This is a genomic window from Pedococcus sp. P2_A3, from assembly GCF_056405035.1.
In genome coordinates this window covers 48,112-66,637 of record NZ_JBFUCW010000004.1, presented here as the reverse complement: position 1 = coordinate 66,637, position 18,526 = coordinate 48,112, and the positions used below count along the sequence as shown (strand labels likewise).

The 18,526-nt window shown below is 72.9% G+C and carries 13 protein-coding genes; 8 read left to right on the top strand and 5 right to left on the bottom strand.

Annotated features, from left to right (window positions below; translation table 11 throughout):
• Positions 1-59: 59 nt before the first annotated feature.
• Positions 60-1,127 (bottom strand): non-hydrolyzing UDP-N-acetylglucosamine 2-epimerase, encoded by a 1,068-nt coding sequence (gene wecB / locus AC1DX8_RS04640; RefSeq protein ID WP_477628743.1) that lies wholly within the window; start codon positions 1,125-1,127, stop codon positions 60-62.
• Between the two features lie 120 nt (positions 1,128-1,247).
• Here wecB and AC1DX8_RS04635 point away from each other — a divergent pair, with 120 nt between their 5' ends.
• From AC1DX8_RS04635 to AC1DX8_RS04610, 6 genes are all read left to right on the top strand, one after another.
• Positions 1,248-1,910 carry a class I SAM-dependent methyltransferase gene (locus tag AC1DX8_RS04635; protein ID WP_477628742.1) on the top strand — a complete coding sequence of 221 codons (663 nt, stop codon included), beginning with the start codon at positions 1,248-1,250 and terminating at the stop codon, positions 1,908-1,910.
• Positions 1,910-2,683, top strand: coding sequence for a hypothetical protein (locus tag AC1DX8_RS04630; protein WP_477628741.1), 774 nt, complete (start codon positions 1,910-1,912; stop codon positions 2,681-2,683). Before AC1DX8_RS04635 ends, AC1DX8_RS04630 begins: the two co-directional genes overlap by 1 nt.
• Positions 2,684-2,799: 116 nt before the next feature.
• Positions 2,800-4,107 (top strand): nucleotide sugar dehydrogenase, encoded by a 1,308-nt coding sequence (locus AC1DX8_RS04625; protein WP_477628740.1) that lies wholly within the window; start codon positions 2,800-2,802, stop codon positions 4,105-4,107.
• Positions 4,107-6,098 (top strand): hypothetical protein, encoded by a 1,992-nt coding sequence (locus tag AC1DX8_RS04620; RefSeq protein ID WP_477628739.1) that lies wholly within the window; start codon positions 4,107-4,109, stop codon positions 6,096-6,098. Before AC1DX8_RS04625 ends, AC1DX8_RS04620 begins: the two co-directional genes overlap by 1 nt.
• Positions 6,099-6,261: 163 nt before the next feature.
• Complete coding sequence (locus AC1DX8_RS04615) at positions 6,262-8,196, top strand: FG-GAP-like repeat-containing protein (RefSeq protein ID WP_477628738.1); 1,935 nt, start codon at positions 6,262-6,264, stop codon at positions 8,194-8,196.
• A 121-nt stretch (positions 8,197-8,317) separates the two neighbouring features.
• Positions 8,318-10,354 (top strand): SpoIID/LytB domain-containing protein, encoded by a 2,037-nt coding sequence (locus AC1DX8_RS04610; RefSeq protein ID WP_477628737.1) that lies wholly within the window; start codon positions 8,318-8,320, stop codon positions 10,352-10,354.
• A 105-nt stretch (positions 10,355-10,459) separates the two neighbouring features.
• Here the strand turns inward: AC1DX8_RS04610 and AC1DX8_RS04605 are convergent, their stop codons facing one another.
• The 3 genes from AC1DX8_RS04605 to AC1DX8_RS04595 all read right to left on the bottom strand — a co-directional run bounded on the left by AC1DX8_RS04605 (position 10,460) and on the right by AC1DX8_RS04595 (position 13,540).
• Entirely contained in the window at positions 10,460-12,016 is a 1,557-nt protein-coding gene (locus tag AC1DX8_RS04605; protein WP_477628736.1) for an FG-GAP repeat domain-containing protein, read from the bottom strand.
• Between the two features lie 77 nt (positions 12,017-12,093).
• Complete coding sequence (locus AC1DX8_RS04600) at positions 12,094-12,732, bottom strand: CoA transferase subunit B (RefSeq protein ID WP_477628734.1); 639 nt, start codon at positions 12,730-12,732, stop codon at positions 12,094-12,096.
• A gap of 1 nt (position 12,733) precedes the next feature.
• Complete coding sequence (locus tag AC1DX8_RS04595; RefSeq protein WP_477628733.1) at positions 12,734-13,540, bottom strand: CoA transferase subunit A; 807 nt, start codon at positions 13,538-13,540, stop codon at positions 12,734-12,736.
• A gap of 420 nt (positions 13,541-13,960) precedes the next feature.
• Between AC1DX8_RS04595 and AC1DX8_RS04590 the strand changes: the two genes are divergently transcribed.
• Positions 13,961-15,586, top strand: coding sequence for a peptidoglycan-binding domain-containing protein (locus AC1DX8_RS04590; protein WP_477628732.1), 1,626 nt, complete (start codon positions 13,961-13,963; stop codon positions 15,584-15,586).
• A gap of 15 nt (positions 15,587-15,601) precedes the next feature.
• Here the strand turns inward: AC1DX8_RS04590 and AC1DX8_RS04585 are convergent, their stop codons facing one another.
• Complete coding sequence (locus tag AC1DX8_RS04585; protein ID WP_477628731.1) at positions 15,602-16,309, bottom strand: TIGR03089 family protein; 708 nt, start codon at positions 16,307-16,309, stop codon at positions 15,602-15,604.
• Between the two features lie 33 nt (positions 16,310-16,342).
• On the opposite strand from AC1DX8_RS04585, the gene AC1DX8_RS04580 reads away from it, so the two are divergent.
• Positions 16,343-18,457: a hypothetical protein gene (locus AC1DX8_RS04580; RefSeq protein WP_477628730.1), complete on the top strand. Its 2,115-nt coding sequence runs from the start codon at positions 16,343-16,345 to the stop codon at positions 18,455-18,457.
• The last annotated feature ends 69 nt before the right edge of the window (positions 18,458-18,526 follow it).

Here is an 18,526-nt window from a genome sequence, read left to right as displayed (position 1 = left end):
CGTGCGTGGTGGGTATGTCGCCGACGTCGGTTCAGGCGCGGCCCGCCCTCCGGCCTGGCTCAGCGGGTGACGTGGGCCTTCTCCAGCGCAGCCACGGTCGCCTCGGCCGCGTGGCCGTCCCCGTAGGGTGCGGCCTCGGTGGGAGTCGGGGCCGGGCGGTCGACGACCTCGGCGAGTCGGCTGAGGTCGAGCGCCAGCGCGTTCCAGCCGAGGTCGACGGTCTCGGTCCACTCGGTCTCGGTGCGCACCGTGGTGCAGGGCGTGCGCAGCAGGAAGGCCTCCTTCTGCAGGCCCCCGGAGTCGGTGACGACGGCCCGGGCGGCCGCGACCGCGGCGACCATGGCCGGGTAGTCGAGCGGCTCGATGGTGTGCAGGGAGCCGGCGGCCAGGTCGATCCCGAACTGGCGCGCGCGAGCCACCAGACGCGGGTGCGCCGTCAGCACGACGGGGTGGGGGAGCGCCGAGAGGCCCTCGAGGATGGCCCGGAGCCGCGACTCGTCGTCGGTGTTCTCGGCGCGGTGGATCGTCGCCAGGACGTAGTCGTCGCCGATGCCGTCAGGGAGCGCGGACGGCCGACGGTCCCGGCTCTCGCCGGCCACCTTGAGGCAGACGTCGGTCATGACGTCACCCACGAGGATCGAGCGCGGTGCCAGCCCCTCAGCTGCCAGGTGCTCCATCGCCACGGTGGTCGGGGCCAGGCACAGGTCGGCGGCGTGGTCGGTGAGCACCCGGTTGTGCTCCTCGGGCATGGCCCGGTTGAAGGAGCGCAGGCCCGCTTCGAGGTGGGCGAGGGGGATGTGCAGCTTCACCGCCGACAACGCCCCGGCCACCGTGGAGTTCGTGTCCCCGTAGACGAGGACCCAGTCGGGGGAGTGCTCCTCGAGCACGCCGTCCATCGCGGCCAGCATCGCGCCGGTCTGCACCCCGTGCGACCCCGAGCCCACCCCGAGGTGGACCGTCGGCATCGGGATGTCGAGGTCGTCGAAGAAGACGTCCGACATCTTCACGTCGTAGTGCTGGCCGGTGTGCACGATCACGTGGTCGTGGCCCGCTGCGGCGAGGGCGTGGGCCACGGGGGCCAGCTTGACGAACTGGGGCCTGGCCCCGACGACGGACAGAACGCGCACGTGGTTCCTCGAAGTGGTGAGGGGGATGGGAACAGGGGTGGAGGCGTGATGGCGCGGTCCGGCGGATATCCGCGAGCCATAGGCTAATGTAAGCGGGCTCGACGAGATCGGAGGCTTTGGGTGTCAGAGCGTGCTGAGCCAGTTCCCTTCACCTCCGAGCAGGCCCGCGCGTACTGGGACCGTCGCCACGTCGAGCACGACGAGCTGGCCTCCGGGGGCAACATCACCTACGACGTCGCGGCCAACACGATGTTGTACGCGCTCCGGACAGCGCGGCTGCTCGAGGCGATCGGGATGCACTCCGACCCCGCCATCCCGCTGCGCGTCCTCGACGCCGGGTGTGGCAAGGGCTTCTTCAGCCGGGCGCTGGCCGGGTTCGGGCACCGCGTGGACGGCATCGACACCAGCCCCCACGCCCTCGAGCTCTGTCGCGCCCAGGGCGGCCCCACCGAGTTCTACTCCCAGTCGTCGCTGAGTGAGTGGGCCCCCGCCCACCTCTACGACGCCGTGGTCGCGATCGACGTGCTCTACCACATCATGGACGACGCCGAGTGGGAGGCGAGCGTGCGCAACCTCGCCTCGCTGGTGCGCCTGGGTGGGCGCATCGGCCTGGTCGACCACTCGCGCGACGAGGACAGGCTCCTGGGGGTCTACCAGAAGACGCGAGCGGTGTCGCGGTACCACCGACTACTCGAGGAGAGTGGTTTCACCATGCAGGACTTCGTGGCCAACAAGTTCCGGGACGACCCGTCCGGCATGCACGTCGCGGTCAGGGTCCGCTGATGTCGCTCCAGGAGGTCCTCGCGCGGTATGCCGGTCCCTCGGACCAGCCCGACCGCCGCGTCCTGCTGCTGCCCGCAGCGCAGGTGCTGTCGACCCGGGTGCCGTCGGCGACGGAATGGACGCCGGAGGACCCTGCCGACGGTCTCAGGGTGCTCATCGACCTGTTCCCGCAGGGCAACGCCGTGACGCAGGTGGCTGACCTCGTCGGCAAGGTGGCCGACCAGGACATCGTGGTCGTGCTCCTCGCCAGCGGCGCCGACACCCTCCCGATCGGGCCGCTCGTGACCGGCCTCACCGCCGCGGGCCTGCGCGTCGTCCAGGTGGAGAGCATCCGGATCAAGGAAGCCCGCACCGTGCTGGTCGTCACCCGCGACAGCGCCGTGCCGCGGCGCAGCTACCTCCTCGGGGCCGAGGTCGGCGACGACGAACCGACCCAGCAGCGGCTGGGCAACGAGTGGCTCGTCGAGCAGTTCCAGCTGCGGTCCCGCGTGGGCACGTCCGAGCGGCGGATCGAGCTCCTCGAGGGCCAGGTGCGCACCCTGACCGACGAGCGCGACCAGGCCCGGGCGAGCCTGGCCACGTCGTCCCGGGCGCTCGCCGCGCTCGAGGACACCACCCGCAAGCAGCGCGCCGCCATCCGCCACCTGGAGTCCGCCGGGGTGCGTGGGCTCGGCCGCACGGTGAAGCGGGCTGCCGGGATCCTCAAGGACGACCCGGTGGCCGGCAGCGGCAGGCTCGCCAAGGCGGCCGGGCGGCGGCTGCGGAGTCGCTGAGGGACGTTCGGCCGGGTGACCGTGGGGTCCGTATGATCGTTCCCGGTCGTCGCTGTCGCACTCCGGTGCGCTGACCTCCCGCACCACGCCCGCCACCCCACCGAGAAGGACCGCTCGTGAAGATCTGTGTCGTTGCCCTGGGCAAGATCGGACTGCCCCTGGCCGTGCAGTTCGCCACCATGGGCCACGAGGTCGTGGGCGTCGACGTCAACCAGGCCACCGTCGATGCGCTGAACGCCGCGCAGGAGCCGTTCCCGGGCGAGGCGGACCTGCAGGCCAAGATCTCCGAGGTGGTCCCGGCCGGCCGGCTCCGCGCGACCACCGACTACGCCGAGGCCGTGCCCGGTGCCGACGCGGTCGTCGTCGTCGTGCCGCTCTTCGTCGACGGTGACGGCATCCCTGACTTCGGGTGGATGGACTCGGCCACGCGCAGCATCGCGGCCAGCCTCCAGCCGGGCACCCTCGTCACCTACGAGACCACGCTCCCCGTGGGGACGACGCGGGACCGGTGGGCTCCCATGCTCGAGTCCGGCTCCGGCCTGGTGGAGGGCAAGGACTTCGACGTCGTGTTCAGCCCCGAGCGGGTGCTGACCGGACGCGTCTTCGCCGACCTGCGCAAGTACCCGAAGCTCGTCGGGGGGCTCTCCGAGCATGGCGCGAAGCGCGCCGTCGAGTTCTACGAGGCAGTCCTCGAGTTCGACGAGCGGCCGGACCTCGAGCGACCCAACGGCGTGTGGGACCTCGGGTCCGCCGAGGCAGCAGAGCTCGCCAAGCTGGCCGAGACGACCTACCGCGACGTGAACATCGGACTGGCGAACCAGTTCGCCCGGTTCGCCGCGACCCAGGGGATCGACATCTACCAGGTCATCGAGGCGAGCAACTCCCAGCCGTACAGCCACATCCACCGACCGGGGATCGCGGTCGGCGGTCACTGCATCCCGATCTACCCGCGGCTCTACCTCCACACCGACCCCGAGGCCACGGTCGTCCGTGCCGCCCGCGAGGCGAACGCCGGCATGCCGGCATACACGATCGGCCTGCTGGCCGGGGCCCACGGTGACCTGACCGGTGCCACGGTGGCCGTGCTCGGCGTGAGCTATCGCGGTGGGGTCAAGGAGTCGGCCTTCTCGGGCGTCTTCGCCGCCGTCGCGGCGCTGGAGGCGGCGGGGGCCGTCCCCGTGGTGCACGACCCGCTCTACTCCGACGAGGAGATCGAGAAGCTCGGCTTCCGCGTGTACCACCTGGGCGAGGCGGTGGACGCCGCAGTGATCCAGACCGACCATGCGGCCTACCGCGCCTTGTCGCCCCGCGACCTCCCGGGGTTGCGCACGCTGGTCGACGGTCGACGCATCACCACCGCCGCAGACTGGCCGGGCGTCGTGCACCGCACGGTCGGCATCGCCCCGACGGACCCGCAGCACTAGTGACGGAGCAGGCCGGCACTCCCGCCGGGGGCACGGACGGCGCGCCGCGCGTCGTCGTGCTCAGTGACGACGCTGCCCCCACCGCGGGGGGCGCGGCCAGCACTGCCTTCGCCCTGGCCCGGTCGGGCCTCGCGGTGACCCTCGTCCGGCCCGCCGCAGGCTCGGTGCGGCTGGAGTCGACGCTGTCCTCCGGCGACGCCGGCGACACCGGCGACCACGGCGCCTCCGTCCAGCAGGTGCGGGTGCCGGTCGCGCAGACCGTGGCCGGCGCCCGACGACGGCGGCAGGCCCGTCGCCGCAGCCGCCTGGGCTTCGCCCCCGACCCCGCCGCCCGTCGGGCCCTGGAGCTGCGCGCCCGGTTGCGCACCGAGGAGGCCGCGACGGGAGCGGGCACCGCGTCCTCCGTGCGCAGCACGGTCGCCCGGCTCGGCCTGCTGCGCCTGCGCGCCCTCGGGTATGCCGGCCGGCGCCTCGGTGACGCCGAACGCGCGGCCTGGCAGCGGCTCGACCGCCTCGCCGGCGGCACGGCCGTGGCGGCTCCCTGGCGGCGCGTGCTTCCCGAGCTGGACGACTTCGAGCTCGCCGTCGGACCGGTGCTGGACCGCCTGGAGTGGGACGTCATCCACGCCCACGGCGCGGCCGCCTCCGGCTCGGCCGCTCGGGCGGTCGCCCGCCGACTGGCCGGCGGTGGTCAGGGCAGCTGGGTGTACGAGCGCTTCCCGGAGACCGATCTGCAGGGTAGCCGCGACGACTCGTCGCGCAGAGCCGCGGCCTACCGCTCGCTGGAGCGCGAGTTCGCCGGCACGGCGGCCTTCGTCGTCGCGGACGACCGGGCCGGGATGGCCGATGCGTACGCCCGGCTGCTGGATCTGCCTCCGCTCGGCACGGCGGTCGAGCCGGTGCCGACCACCCACGTCGTCGAGACCCCGGCACCCGCCGCCAGCGGGCCGTCCGTCCTGGGGATCGGACCGGCCAACATGGCCGGTCAGGCGTGGGAGTGGGCTCGGGCCGCCGAGCGGGTCGTCCCCGGACTGCGGGCCGAGGTGGTGGCCGTGGAGCGCAGCTCGGCGATGGTCTTCGACGCCGACCTGAGTGTGCCGGCCGACCGCTACGCACGGGACCTGCGGTGGGCAGCGGAGCTCGAGGAGCGGGTGCTCGACACCTGGACCCACGTCCTGCTGGAGGCGGGACGACCGCTGTTCGGGCTCGGCCGCGGTCGGGACTTCACCGGCGACGCGGCGTTCCTGCGGGCTGCCGGCCTCTCGGTCGCCCTGGTGATGCACGGCTCGGAGATCCGCAACCCGCGTCGGCACGCCGAACGCTCTGCCTGGTCGCCCTTCCGTGACCCGGGCGAGTCCCTCACGGCCCGGCTCCAGCAGAAGTGGGACGCCCTCCATCCGCTGGTCGCGGCCTTCGACGGTCCCGTCTTCGTCTCGACGCCCGACCTGCTCGACGAGGTGCCCGGCGCGATCCTGCTCCCGGTCGTGGTCGACGTCGACGCGTGGGCCAGCCCGGCGCCCGTCCTGGAGCGTGAGCGACCGGTGGTCGTGCACGTCCCCAGCCGCGCGGCGCTCAAGGGCTCCGAGCACGTCGAGCGGGCGATGCAGGTCCTCACCGGGGAGGGGCTGGTCGACTACCGGCGCCTCGACGCCGTGTCGCACGACGAGGTCCACCGCACCATCCGCGAGGCCGACATCGTGGTCGACCAGTTCAGCATCGGCACCTACGGCGTCCTCGCCGCCGAGGCGATGGCCGGGGGGCGCCTGGTCGTCAGCCACGTGCCCGAAGGCTGCCGGGAGGCCGTCGGCGGTGACCTCCCGGTCCTGGAGGCCACCGCAGACACCCTGGTCGAGGTCCTGCGGTCGGTCCTGGCCGACCGCGATGCCGCGCGAGCCCTGGCGAGCCGTGGACCGTCGTTCGTCCGGGAGCTGCATGACGGGCGTCGCAGTGGTGCGGTGCTGCGTGACACGCTCCACCTGCGCGGCAGCTGACGGTCCGGTCGCAGCCGAGGGGTCGCGTGCGGCAGGTCGGGTCGGGTCGTCCGGGAAGGGCCTGTTTGCCCGGATTGACGGAACACGCGCCGCAAAGGTGGACAAGGGGGACTCTCTGTTGCACCGTGGGGTGTCCCGTCCCCCACCGTGAGGGTCTTCCTCCATGCCTTCCCCACGCCGGATCCTGACCCTCCTGCTGGTCGCAGCCCTCCCGACGGGGGTCACCCTCGTCCTGCCGACTGCAGGCTCCAGCGCGTCCCCGTCGCCGGTCGCCCCGCACACCAGGACCGTGCCCCTGGCGGCGGTCAAGGGCTCCGAGCCCGCCCCGGGCTCGTCGGGATCGTCGGGCGCACGCACCGCGCCCGGCGCCGCTTCGCCGAGGGCGGTGCTCGCGTCGGCACCGGTCGAGGTGCCAGCCGGGCTGAGCGTGGCGGGGGTGACGTGGCGCCGGGGGAGCGGTGGGAGCACCGTGCAGGTCGAGTTCCGCACCGCCCTGCACGGCACCTGGGGGGCGTGGCGGCCGTTGGACTCGCACGACGACCACGCGCCCGATCCCGGCACCGCAGAAGCGCGCACCGCCCGGGACGGCACCGAACCCCTCGTCGTCACGGGGGCCGACCACCTCCAGATGCGGGTGCTCGCTGCATCCCCCACCCCGACGCCTGCGGACGCCGAGCTCACGGTCGTCGACCCGGGACGGTCGAACGCCGACAGCCAGGTCGGGGTGCAACGGCCCGGCAGTGCCTCTGCCGCCGTCACGACGCCGGTGATCTACACCAGGGCGCAGTGGGGGGCGGACGAGTCGCTCCGCGACCCCGCGGGCCCGTCCTACGGAGCGGTCAAGGCGGCGTTCGTCCACCACACCGTCGACGCGAACGGCTACACGAGCGCCCAGGTGCCGAGCCTGATCCGGGGGATCTACGCCTTCCACGTGCAGGGTCGCGGCTGGAGCGACATCGGTTACAACTTCCTGGTCGACCGGTTCGGTCGCACCTGGGAGGGGCGGTACGGCGGGATCACGCTGCCCGTGATCGGGGCGCACACCGCCGGCGTCAACTCGTACTCGTTCGGCGTCTCGGCCATCGGTAACTACGACACGGTCGCGCCGCCCACCACCATGGTCACGGCGATCAAGCGGCTGGTGGCCTGGAAGGCCCAGATCCACGCCTTCGACCCCTCGAAGAAGGCCAACCTCGGCACCCGCGTGGTCAATGCGGTCTCCGGCCACCGCGACGCGGTGTCGACCGCTTGCCCCGGTCGCTACCTCTACGCGCAGGTGCCCGCGATCCGCGCGTCCGCGGTCGCGCAGCTCGCGGGCCTTCCGTCGCTGAGCCTCAACCGCGACCTCGACAACCAGAACCACGCCGACGTCATGGCCACGAACGCCCACCAGGACCTGCTCCTCTACCCGACGAACAACCGGGGCACCCTCGACCAGCCCAAGACGCTCGGGAGCGGTTCGTGGGCAGGCGTCGACCAGGTCCACGTGGCCGGCGACCTCACCGGTGACGGAGCCGCGGACCTCATCGCCCGCACGACCGCCGCGGGGGAGCTGCGGCTCTACCCGGCCAACGGCAGCGGCGGCATGCTCTCCGGGCGGACGATCGGCAGCGGGTGGGGCGCGATGAGCGCCATCGTGGCCCCCGGCGACTGGAACGGCGACGGCCGCCCCGACCTCCTGGCGCGGGTCGCCTCGGACAACAGCCTGCGGCTCTACCCGGGCAACGGAGCCGGTGGTTTCGGGCGCTCGGTCGTCGTGGGCACCGGATGGGGCGGGATGCGCCTCCTCAGCGGCATCGGCGACTGGGACGCCGATGGCGCGCCCGACCTGCTCGCCGTGGCCGACGACGGGACCGCCCGGATCTACCGGGGTTCGGGTGCTGGTGGCTTCCGGGGCTGGGTCGCGGTGGCCGGCGACTGGTCGCCCTTCACCGCGGTGGTCGGGGTCGGTGACGCCAACTGGGACACCCGCGTCGACCTGCTCGCCGTGGACCGCGACGGCCAGGCGTGGCTCGGCCGGGTCGGCCCCACCGTGGGTGCCGTGCGGTGGTCCACCGCCGCGAGCGGACTCGGCGACGTGCAGGTCTACACCGGCTGAGTCGTCCCGGACGGGACGTTGCGCCTCGGTGACGACGCCCCTCAATGCCCGGAAAGCGGCATACCGTCTGTCATAGTCGGGCGAGTTGTCCGTGATGGCGTGTGACGTGGAGGAGTCGGAGATGAGCTGGCTGGGGACGGGTAGGAGAGCACGTCGCTGGGCCGCGTTCGGTGCCTGCCTGGCGGTCGGCGCGGTCGGCGTGGTGGTGGCCCCAGCGGCCTCGGCGTCCGAGGTCTACCCGCGCCCGTCCTCGGGCACCTATGCCTTGCAGGGCCGCGGGTTCGGGCACGGCATCGGCATGTCCCAGTACGGCGCCAAGGGAGCGGCCGAGGCCGGCCTGTCGTGGGCCCAGATCATGGCGTTCTACTACCCCGGCACCTCGACGGCCAACAACGGCAACCCCCTGATGAGGGTGCAGCTGCGTGGGCTGTCTGCGCTGTCGGTCCTGAGCGACACCGGACTTCGGGTCAACCTCGACCGCACGGGCACCCCGGCAGCGTGGACGGCGCTCCCCGCCCAGGTCACCCGTTCAGGCGTCACGCGCGCCGTCTCCGCCTGGGACGTCGCCTACTACTCCGATGCCACCCCGGCCAACGCAGGCTGGTGGCTGCGGTTCCGGTATGTCGGGGAGACCGGCTTCCGCAACTACCTCAAGTCACCGGCGACGGCCACCACGGTGGCCTTCGACAACCCAGGCACGACGGTCCGCCGCGTCGTCGGGTCGGGCTGGTCGACCTACCGCGGCGAGCTGCGCCACGTGCGGTCCAGCAACACGTCCACCGCCACCCGGACCATCGTCGACGCGCTGCCCACCGAGAGCTACCTGCGCGGGGTGGTGCCCAACGAGATGCCCGCGTCGTGGGCGCCCGAGGCGGTGCGCGCCCAGTCCGTCGCAGCCCGGACGTATGCCGAGTACGAGCGCCTGCACGTACCCGCCGGCCGCGCGTACGACACCTGTGACACCACCGCGTGCCAGGTGTTCATGCCGGTGGAGTCCGAGGCAGCGGCGGCCGACGCCGCCATCGCGGCCACGGCGGGCATGATCGTGACCTCCGGGGGAGCCGCGGCGTTCACCCAGTTCAGCGCGTCGAACGGCGGCTACTCGGTGGCCGGGAGCTTCGCCTACCTGAGCGCGCACCCCGACCCCTACGACACGTACTCGTGGACGAAGTCCCTGGCCGTGTCCACGCTGGAAGCCACCTGGCCCTCGATCGGCCAGCTCACCTCCCTCACCGTCACCAGCCGCGACGGTCGGGGCGCCTTCGGCGGGCGGACGACGCAGCTGGTCCTGGCGGGATCCGCCGGCTCGGTGACCGTGTCCGGTGAGTCCTTCCGCTCCGCGCTCGGCCTGCAGTCCAGCCTGTGGCGCACCACCGCTGCCCGGGTCTCGGCTCCGTCGTTCCCGCGCGACGTCACCGGCGACGGCCGCGCCGACGTCGTCGCCATCATTCCCGGCACCGGTGAGCTCCGGGTCTACCCCGGCACGGGGACCGGGGCGTTCGGACGGCCCATCAGCGCCTTCGCCAGCGGCTGGTCGGGGATCCCGCTGGTCTTCGGGGCAGGCACGTGGGACAGCGACGCGATCGGTGACCTGATGAGCGTCGATTCCACCGGTCAGCTCCGCTGGTACCACGGGCTGGGGGGCGGCAAGTTCACCACCGGCAGCAAGCTCGGCGCGGGGTGGGGGGTCTACGACCTGATCACCCCGATCGGCGACTTCGACGGTGACCGGGCCAGTGACCTCCTCGCGCGCAAGCCCGACGGCACCCTGTGGCTGGTCCGCGGCAACGGCCAGGCGGAGGTGCTGGGGGTCAGCCAGGTCGGCACCGGCTGGTCGGGCTTCACCGCGATCTTCAGCCCCGGCGACTTCACCGGCGACGGCCGCGCCGACGTGCTCGGCCGGGACGGGTCCGGCAACCTGTGGCTCTACGCCGGCAATGGCGCCGGCGGCTTCCACTCGGCCTTGCGCGTCGGCGTCGGGTGGAGCGGGTTCACCTTCGTCGGGAGCGCCGGTGACTTCAGCGGTGACGGCCGCGCCGACGTGCTGGCCCGGGACTCCGGCGGTCGGCTGTGGCTGTACCGCGGGACCGGCACCGGAGGGTTCGGGACCAAGAGCCAGATCGGCTCCGGCTGGACGGGCCTGACGGTCCTGCCCTGACGGTCTGCCCTGACGGTCTGCCCTGACGGGCTGATCGAGTCGAGGGCCTGAGGCGGGGCTCTGGGCCCGGCTCAGGCCCTCGACTCGTCAGGCGTGGCGTCGGGGCTAGAGGATGTTCGTCATCGAGGCCCAGCCCGAGCCCACCAGCTGCGAGTGCCCGAACGTGCCGGCCGCGCGACCCGGGTAGAAGAACAGCGCACCGTCCGAGGCGCGCCGCGCCACGAGGTCGCCGTAGCCGTCCTTGTTCATGTCACCGGGACTGCTGACGAGGTCCATGGCGCCCCAGCCCGACCCGACCAGGGTGGCCTTGCCGAAGGTGAGCGAGGACGACGTCAGGTAGGCCCAGAGCGTGCCGTCGGTGCGCACGCCGAGCAGGTCACCCCGACGGTCCCCGTTGAGGTCGCCGCGGCCGATGATGAGGCGGGTCGTGTTCCAGCCGGTCCCGATCTGCTTCACCCGCGAGATCGCTCCCGTCGAGCTGAACGTGTAGAGGTGCAGCGTCCCGTCCGAGCGCCGGGCCAGCAGCTCCGGGTGACCGTCCAGGTTCATGTCGCCGGGGGTGGCCAGGGCTGTCATGATGTTCCACCCCGAGCCGATGGCCCGACCCGAGTAGAAGCCGCCGTCGCCGCGACCGGCATACAGCACCAGGGCGCCGGCCGCGTCCCGCGCCAACAGGTCGGTGCGGCGGTCGCCGGTGACGTCGCCCGGCGAGGCGAGCCAGGTGAACCCGCCCCACCCACTCCCGACGAACGTGCTGCTGCCGATGGTGCCGTTGCCGAGACCGGGGTAGAGGTAGAGGTTGCCGTTGGTGGTCGCGAGCAGGTCGACCGTGCCCTCGCCGGTCCAGTCGCCGCGGACGCCCGCATTGGGGATCGGGACGCAGCTGTAGGCGCCCACGTCGTCGACCTCGAACGTCTCGTCGCTCGCGATGCCGGCGCCGCGGTGGTCGAAGTCCACGTACATGTGGCCGGGGTCGAAGCCGATCTGGCTGCTCACGTCGAGGAGCACGTAGGTCCAGCTGGCGGCGGGCAGCAGGCTCAAGGCCTCGTCGCCGACCACGACGATGGCGTTGTCGCCGGTGGCGTTCGAGCGGTACGCGAAGTAGGCGTACACCTTGCCGGAGGTCGGGATGGGGGCGTCGAGCCCGTAGAGGAAGTGGTCGGGGTCCTGCTCGGTGGTCAGGACGACCGACTTGGCCCAGGCGGTGCCGTCAGCCGCCGTGCCGCCGGTGGCCTGCGTCCAGCCCACCGAGGCGTCGGGCACTGGCAGGCCGGCCTCGAAGCTCTCGGTGCCGTACTCCCGACCGAGCTTCTGCCCCGCCGGGCACAGGCTCGTCATCTCGGACACGGTCGTGGTGGTCGTGGTTGTCGTGGTGGTCGTGGTGGTCGTGGTGGTCGTGGTGGTCGTCGTGGTCGGGGCGGTCTGGACGGCACTGAGCGGCTGGGGCGTGGCCGCGGCTGCAGGAGCCGACGACGTGGTGCCCGTGCGGGCCGACGGGTGCCGTGACTGGTCGACCGAAAGACCGGTGGTGCGCAGCCGGGCGCCGGCGTCCGGGGTGGTGCCGGCTGCAGTGGACGGGGCGGTGACGCTCGCCTGCGCCAACCCCGCCCCCAGGACGACGGACAGGGCTGCCACGGCCACGGCTGCGCAGGAGCGTCTCATCGGTGTCCCTTCGGAGCGGCTGGCCTGCGTCCGACGGACTGCTCACCGAGCCAGCCAGCGGCAGGCTAGCAGTCGGTTCAGCCCAGATCGGGGATGAAGTCCGGCTCGGTCCTGTCGCGGACCTCGTCCTCGGTGACGCCGTCGGCGAGCTCGCGCAGCACCAGGCCGTCGGGGGTGACGTCGAAGACGCACAGGTCGGTGATGATCCGCTGCACGACCCCGCGGCCGGTGTAGGGCAAGGAGCACTCGTTGACGATCTTGTACGAGCCGTCCTTGGCGTTGTGCTCCATCAGGACGATGACCTTCTTGGCACCGTGGACCAGGTCCATCGCGCCGCCCATGCCCTTGACCATCTTGCCGGGGATCATCCAGTTCGCGATGTCGCCCTTGGCCGAGACCTGCATGGCGCCGAGGATCGCGGCGTCGACCTTGCCACCGCGGATCATGCCGAAGCTCGTGGCCGAGTCGAAGAACGAGGCGCCGCGGCGCAGCGTGACCGTCTCCTTGCCCGCGTTGATGAGGTCTGGGTCCTCTTCCCCGTCCACGGGGTAGGCGCCGACCCCGAGGATGCCGTTCTCGGACTGCAGCACGATCTCGACGTCGTCGGGCACGTAGTTCGGGACCAGCGTCGGCAGCCCGATGCCGAGGTTGACGTAGGAACCGTCGGACAGCTCCGCGGCCGCGCGGGCGGCCATCTGCTCACGGGTCAGTGCCATCTCAGGCCTCCTGGGTCTGGGTCGCGGTGCCCGCGTCGGGGCGGGGGCGCACGGTGCGGCGCTCGATGCGCTTGTCCTTGGCCTGGTCGGGGGTCAGCGGCAGCACCCGGTGCACGTAGATGCCGGGCAGGTGCACCTGGTCGGGGTCGAGCTCACCGGGTTCGACCAGCTCCTCGACCTCGGCGACCGTGATCCGCCCGGCCATCGCCGCGAGCGGGTTGAAGTTGCGGGCGCTCTGGTTGAACACCAGGTTGCCGTGCCGGTCGCCCTTCCAGGCGCGGACCAGCCCGAAGTCGGCGACGATCGCGCGCTCGAGCACGAACTCCTTCTCGGCGCCGTCGACCTCGAAGACCTTGACCTCCTTGGCCGGTGACGCCTTCGCGACGGTGCCGTCCGCGGCATACCGCCAGGGCAGCCCACCCTCGGCCACCTGGGTGCCGGCCCCGGTCACGGTGTAGAACGCGGGGATCCCGCTGCCGCCGGCGCGCAGCCGCTCGGCCAGCGTGCCCTGCGGCGTCAGCTCCACCTCGAGCTCGCCCGACAGGTACTGGCGCTCGAACTCCTTGTTCTCCCCGACGTACGACGAGACCATGCGACGGATCCGCTTGTCCTTCAACAGGATGCCCAGGCCCCAGTCGTCGACGCCACAGTTGTTGCTGATCGCCTCGAGGTCCTTCACCCCCGCGTCGTGGATCGCCGCGATGAGCACGCTCGGGATGCCGCAGAGCCCGAACCCGCCCACCGAGAGGGAGGAGCCGTCGACGATGCCGTCGATGGCTTCGGCCGCGGTAGAGACGACTTTGTCCATGGCGTGGACTCTAGCCGGACCCCTGCCAGCAGCTTGCGTGGTCCCTCCCCACAGTCCGAGGTATGCCGCGTGCCCGCCCCACATGAGCGAGTGAGCGGTCCGGCTCCGGTCCGCGCCGGGGCGGCACGCGGCGCTTCGGCGCTGGCCCTCGGGCCTACCATCCGCACTCCGCTTCGCTCCGTGCTCCCGCCAGACCCGCCACGACCCTTCGGGCCAGCTCCGAACCCCCACGCGCCGTAGCCGTAGTCCGTTCGGGGGAGGAAGAGGCGAATTCCGTGGTTGTAGTTCGGCAGAACTCCTTGTGACGGCTGTGAACTGGTGGGACAAATGTCCTGCCTGCTCCGCCAGTGACCCCTGGGGCCGGTGTCCTACTCGTCGTGCGGCTCGGGATCCGAGGCGCCATCCCCCCGTGGAGTTCTCGTGTCGCGTGTCGTGCGTGCCTTCGGCGTCCTGGCCATCCCTGTGCTCACCGTCCCCGTCGGGATGGCGTCGGCGCAGGCGGCCACCCTGCCCAAGCCCCCGACCAAGGCGCTCCCGTCGGCCCTCGACGTGGCCTCGCCCTACCAGGCGCAGCGGCTGTGCGACCCGCAGGCCAAGCCCGGGGTCGTGGCGTTCGCGAAGCTGATGTCGGGCTACTACAAGGTCGGCTCGTCCGACTGGGGGATCGTCCGGAACTGCAACAGCGGGCTGACCGAGCACTCGGAGGGTCGCGCGTGGGACTGGATGCTCAGCGTGAACAAGCCGAACGAGAAGGCCATCGCCGACTCGGTGACCCAGTGGCTGTCGGCGCCCGACGCGCAGGGTCGGCCCGGGGCCATGGCCCGCCGGTTCGGGATCATGTACATCATCTGGAACCACAAGATGTGGCGCGCCTACGACCCGGCGCGGGGTTGGGCTCCGTACACCGGGCCGGTGCCGCACACCGACCACATCCACTTCTCCTTCTCGTGGGACGGTGCCTACGGCCGCACCTCCTGGTGGACCGGCAAGGCCCTCACGACGGTGAGCCCCGGCCCCGCAGCGCCGTCCACGCCCACCCCGACGACCCCGCCGCAGACCCCGTCAGCCGTCTACTCGTTGCTGATCCAGGGCGCGACCGGGCCTGATGTGGCGTTGGCGCAGAAGGTCATCGGCGTGACGGTCGATGGTGTCTTCGGGCCGAAGACCGCCGCGGCACTGCGCATCTGGCAGGCCGCGCACGCCGTCAAGGTGACCGGTCAGCTCGACCCCGCGACGTGGGCGAAGATGGTCGCGCTCAAGCTGGTGCCGCCGAGGGGCACGACCCCGGCGACGCCGGCCACGCCGCCTGCCCCGCCCGTCACCCCCGCCAAGCCGCCGACGACCACCCCGTCGAGCCCGCTCACGGCCTACGCGAAGCTGACGCTGGCCAAGGGGGCCACCGGCCCGGCCGTCGTCGCCTTGCAGAAGGCCCTCGGCATCACCGCGGACGGCGCCTTCGGCGTGCAGACCGAGGCCGCAGTCAAGGCGTTCCAGGCGCGGCACAACCTGCCCGCGACCGGCATCGTCGGCCCGACCACCTGGGCGGCCCTGTCGGGCGGCACCGGCGCGACCGAGCCGGCCTCCCGCGGCACGACCCGGGTCTCGACGCCCTACACGGCGCTGATGTCCACCGTGCTCAAGGCCGGCGCGCGCGGCACCGCGGTCAAGACGCTGCAGCGGGCGCTGGGCGGTGTGGCCGTGGACGGTGCGTTCGGGGCGCGCACGACCGCCGCGGTCCAGGCGTTCCAGAAGGCGCACGGGCTGGCCCAGACCGGTGTCGCCGACACCAAGGTCTGGCAGGCGCTCGAGAACCGCGACTACCCACTGCGGGCCTACTACGGCACGGTCCTCAAGGTCGGCGCCAAGGGTGCGGCCGTGACCGTCTTGCAGAAGGCGTTGGGAGTCAAGGCCGATGGCGTCTTCGGGGCCAGCACCACGACTGCCGTCAAGGCCCTCCAGGGCCGCGCCAAGCTCGCGAGCACCGGCGTCGTCGCCACCCTCACCTGGCAGGCGCTCGAGGCAGAGCTGCGTCGCCGCCAGTCGTAAGGGCCTCCAGGGGCCTCAGGCCTCGACGGTCACGCCCTCGGCTGCGAGGCGGTCGACTCGGCCCCCCTCGGGCTCGGGTCCACGCGACAGCACGAGCGACCCGTCCACCGACCACGCCGCGAGCGCGGTCGCGAGCACCGCGCCGAGGTCATCGGCGTGCGTGTGCACGCGGCTGCCCGCCGGCCAGTCGCGTCCCGCGACGACCTCCCCGTATGCCGCGTCGGCGCCCGCGCCGGTGACGGCGAGGTCGCTGGTCGTGGGCTCCTCCCACGGGCTGAACTGGTCGGCATACGTCGCCAGCTCCTTGGCCTCGTCCATCACCCCGGCGGGCACCGGGACGTCGGCGCCGCGCGCCAGCATGGCGAGCGTGACCAGGACGGACGGGGTCGGGGCCGGTGCGGCGGACGCGGGATCGTCGGTGACGACGAGGTCGGCGGCGCCGTCGTCGAGGACGACGGTCGCGCCCACGGACCAGACGGCGAGCGCCCAGTAGAGGGAACGCCAGTGGGGCGGGAGGGCGAGCCGGACCCGTGACGCGGGCGCGACGTCCCACTCCTCCTGGAGCGCGTTGGCGGCCTTGCTGACCCAGTTGGCGAGCACCTTGGCGCTCAGCTCGATGCGCTCGCCGCGGGTGGGGCCGGGCGTGTCCTCGTAGAACGTGACGCGGGGCCGACCCGGGTCCGATCGCAGCATCGCGGCGAGGACGGCGGACGGCGTGGACATGGGGCCACTCTAGGGGCGCTAGCGTTGCCGTCTGTGAGCAGCCGCGAGCCCCGCCGCTACCCCTATGCCCCGGACCCCGGCGACCTCCCGCTGCTGAGGGGTGAGGCCTGGGGCGGCTGGCTCGTGACGCGGACGGTCACCTGGTCTGCGCTGTGGCTGGTCCTCGGCTCGGTCGCCGCGGCCCTCCTCTCGCTGGGCGGCCTCTGGCAGCCCTGGGTCGCCGGGCCGGTGCTGCTGGTGCTGGCCGTGGTGGCCGGGTTCGGGGCGGCGCTGGTGCCCGTGCGGGCCCTCCCCGTCTGGTCGGCGGCGCTGCTCGTGGCGCTCGCGGTCGGCGCCGTCGTCTGGGCCGGGTCCACGCACTCGGAGCAGGTGCTGCCCCGGCGCGACTCCGGCTCCTACCTGCAGTCGGCGATCGAGCTGGCCACCGGCCACGAGCGACCGATCGCCGTCGCGCCCGAGTCCGTCGGCGGGCCGGAGGTGCTGGCGATCGACGGGATCACCCTGGCGAGCCCGGCCTTCTACGCCACCGGCACCGCGCAGCACCCGAGCATCCAGCCGCAGTTCCCGATCGGCGCCTCTGCCTGGTACTCGGTGGCCTGGTGGATCGCCGGGCCAGCTGGCACGGCCTGGGCTCCGGCGATCCTGTTCGGCCTCACGGTGCTCGGGGTGGGGCTGCTCGCGGCCACCGTCGTGGGCCCGAGGTGGGGGCCGCTCGCAGCCCTGGGCACGGGTCTGCTGTTCCCGTTGCTGCACGTCGCCCGCTCGACGTACTCCGAGCCCGTGTCGCTCCCGGTGCTGGCCGCCGGGCTCCTGGCGCTCGTGCTGGCCGCCCGCAGCGCTGCGTTCACCGATGTCGTGTCGGCCCGCCGTGCCGCCGTCGTGGCGGGGGTGCTGATGGGTGGCGCGGTCACCATCCGGGTCGACGCCCTGCGCGAGGTGGTCCTGGTCGTGCCGGTGGTCGTGCTCGCTGCGCTGCAACGCCAGACGCACGCCAAGGCCCTCGCCGTCTCGACCGCCGTCTCGACCGCGATCGCCCTCGGGACCACCTGGCTGACCTCGAGCGAGTACCTCGGCAGCATCGCGGGCTCGCTCCTCCCGCTCGTCGCGCTGGGCGCGCTGGCCTGCCTGCTCGGCGCGGTCCTGCTCTGGGGCTCGCGACGCGGGTGGGGGATGCCGGCCATCGTGCAGGCGTGGCTCCCGCGTGGGCTGGCCACGGGGGTGGTGCTCGTCGGCCTGGTGCTCGCGAGCCGGCCGTGGTGGCAGGTCGTGCGCCAGTCGGCCGCCGACCCCGGCGCGCGCGTGGTGGCCGGGCTGCAGGCCCGCCAGGGCCTGACGGTCGACGGTGGGCGCACCTATGCCGAGCACACCGTGGTCTGGATGTCGTGGTGGGTGGGCCCCGCGGCCCTGGTGCTCGCCCTGGTCGCCACCGCCGTGCTCGCCCACCGCGCTGCCTCGGCCTGGGTCGACGGCAGGGAGCTGCCCGGGTGGAGCGCGCCGGCCGTGATCGCCGTGGGTTCCACCCTCCTCACCCTCTACCGCCCCGGCATCACCCCCGACCACCCCTGGGCCGACCGCCGGTTGGTCATCGCGCTGCCCACCGTCGTGGTCCTCACCGTGGCGTGTGCCGCCGTGGTGTCGCGCTGGTCCACCCGACGCCTGCCGTATGCCGTGAACGTCGCCGTGAGCGTCGGGATCGCCGCCGCCCTGCTCGTCCCCACCGCGCTCGCCACCCGCCCGCACGTCGACGAGCGGGTCGAGCTCGGGGAGTGGGCCGCGGTCGATCGGCTGTGCGCCGCGATGCGGCCCGGTGACGTCGCCCTCATGGTCGACTCACGGGCCGCGAACGAGTGGCCCCAGGTGCTCCGCGGCTACTGCGGCGTCAGTGCGCTGTCCACCACGTCCGCACTGCGCAACGACCCGACCCGGCTGGTGGCTGCGGTCCAGCAGGTCCAGCGGTCGGTGGAGGCGCGGGGAGGGCACGTGGTGCTCGTGGCGGCCGACTCCCCGGACGGGCTCGCTCGGCTCGGCCTCACGAGCGCCGTCGTCGGGGTGGATGCGCGCGTCCGGGAGGACGACCGCCTGCTCGAGCGGCGGCCGAACTCGTTGGTGGAGCTGCCGATCCGCGTCTACCTCGGCCGTCTCGGCTGATTCCCGGGCTGCTGATTCCCGGGCTGCTGACTGCGGGGCTGCTGACTGCGGGGCTGCCGGGCTGCCGGG

Coding starts and splice junctions, on each gene's coding strand:
- AC1DX8_RS04630 (WP_477628741.1), top strand. CDS start 1,910: ATGTCGCTCCAGGAGGTCCTCGCGCGGTATGCCGGTCCCTCGGACCAG.
- AC1DX8_RS04615 (WP_477628738.1), top strand. CDS start 6,262: ATGCCTTCCCCACGCCGGATCCTGACCCTCCTGCTGGTCGCAGCCCTC.
- AC1DX8_RS04610 (WP_477628737.1), top strand. CDS start 8,318: ATGAGCTGGCTGGGGACGGGTAGGAGAGCACGTCGCTGGGCCGCGTTC.
- AC1DX8_RS04605 (WP_477628736.1), bottom strand. CDS start 12,016: ATGAGACGCTCCTGCGCAGCCGTGGCCGTGGCAGCCCTGTCCGTCGTC.
- AC1DX8_RS04600 (WP_477628734.1), bottom strand. CDS start 12,732: ATGGCACTGACCCGTGAGCAGATGGCCGCCCGCGCGGCCGCGGAGCTG.
- AC1DX8_RS04595 (WP_477628733.1), bottom strand. CDS start 13,540: ATGGACAAAGTCGTCTCTACCGCGGCCGAAGCCATCGACGGCATCGTC.
- AC1DX8_RS04585 (WP_477628731.1), bottom strand. CDS start 16,309: ATGTCCACGCCGTCCGCCGTCCTCGCCGCGATGCTGCGATCGGACCCG.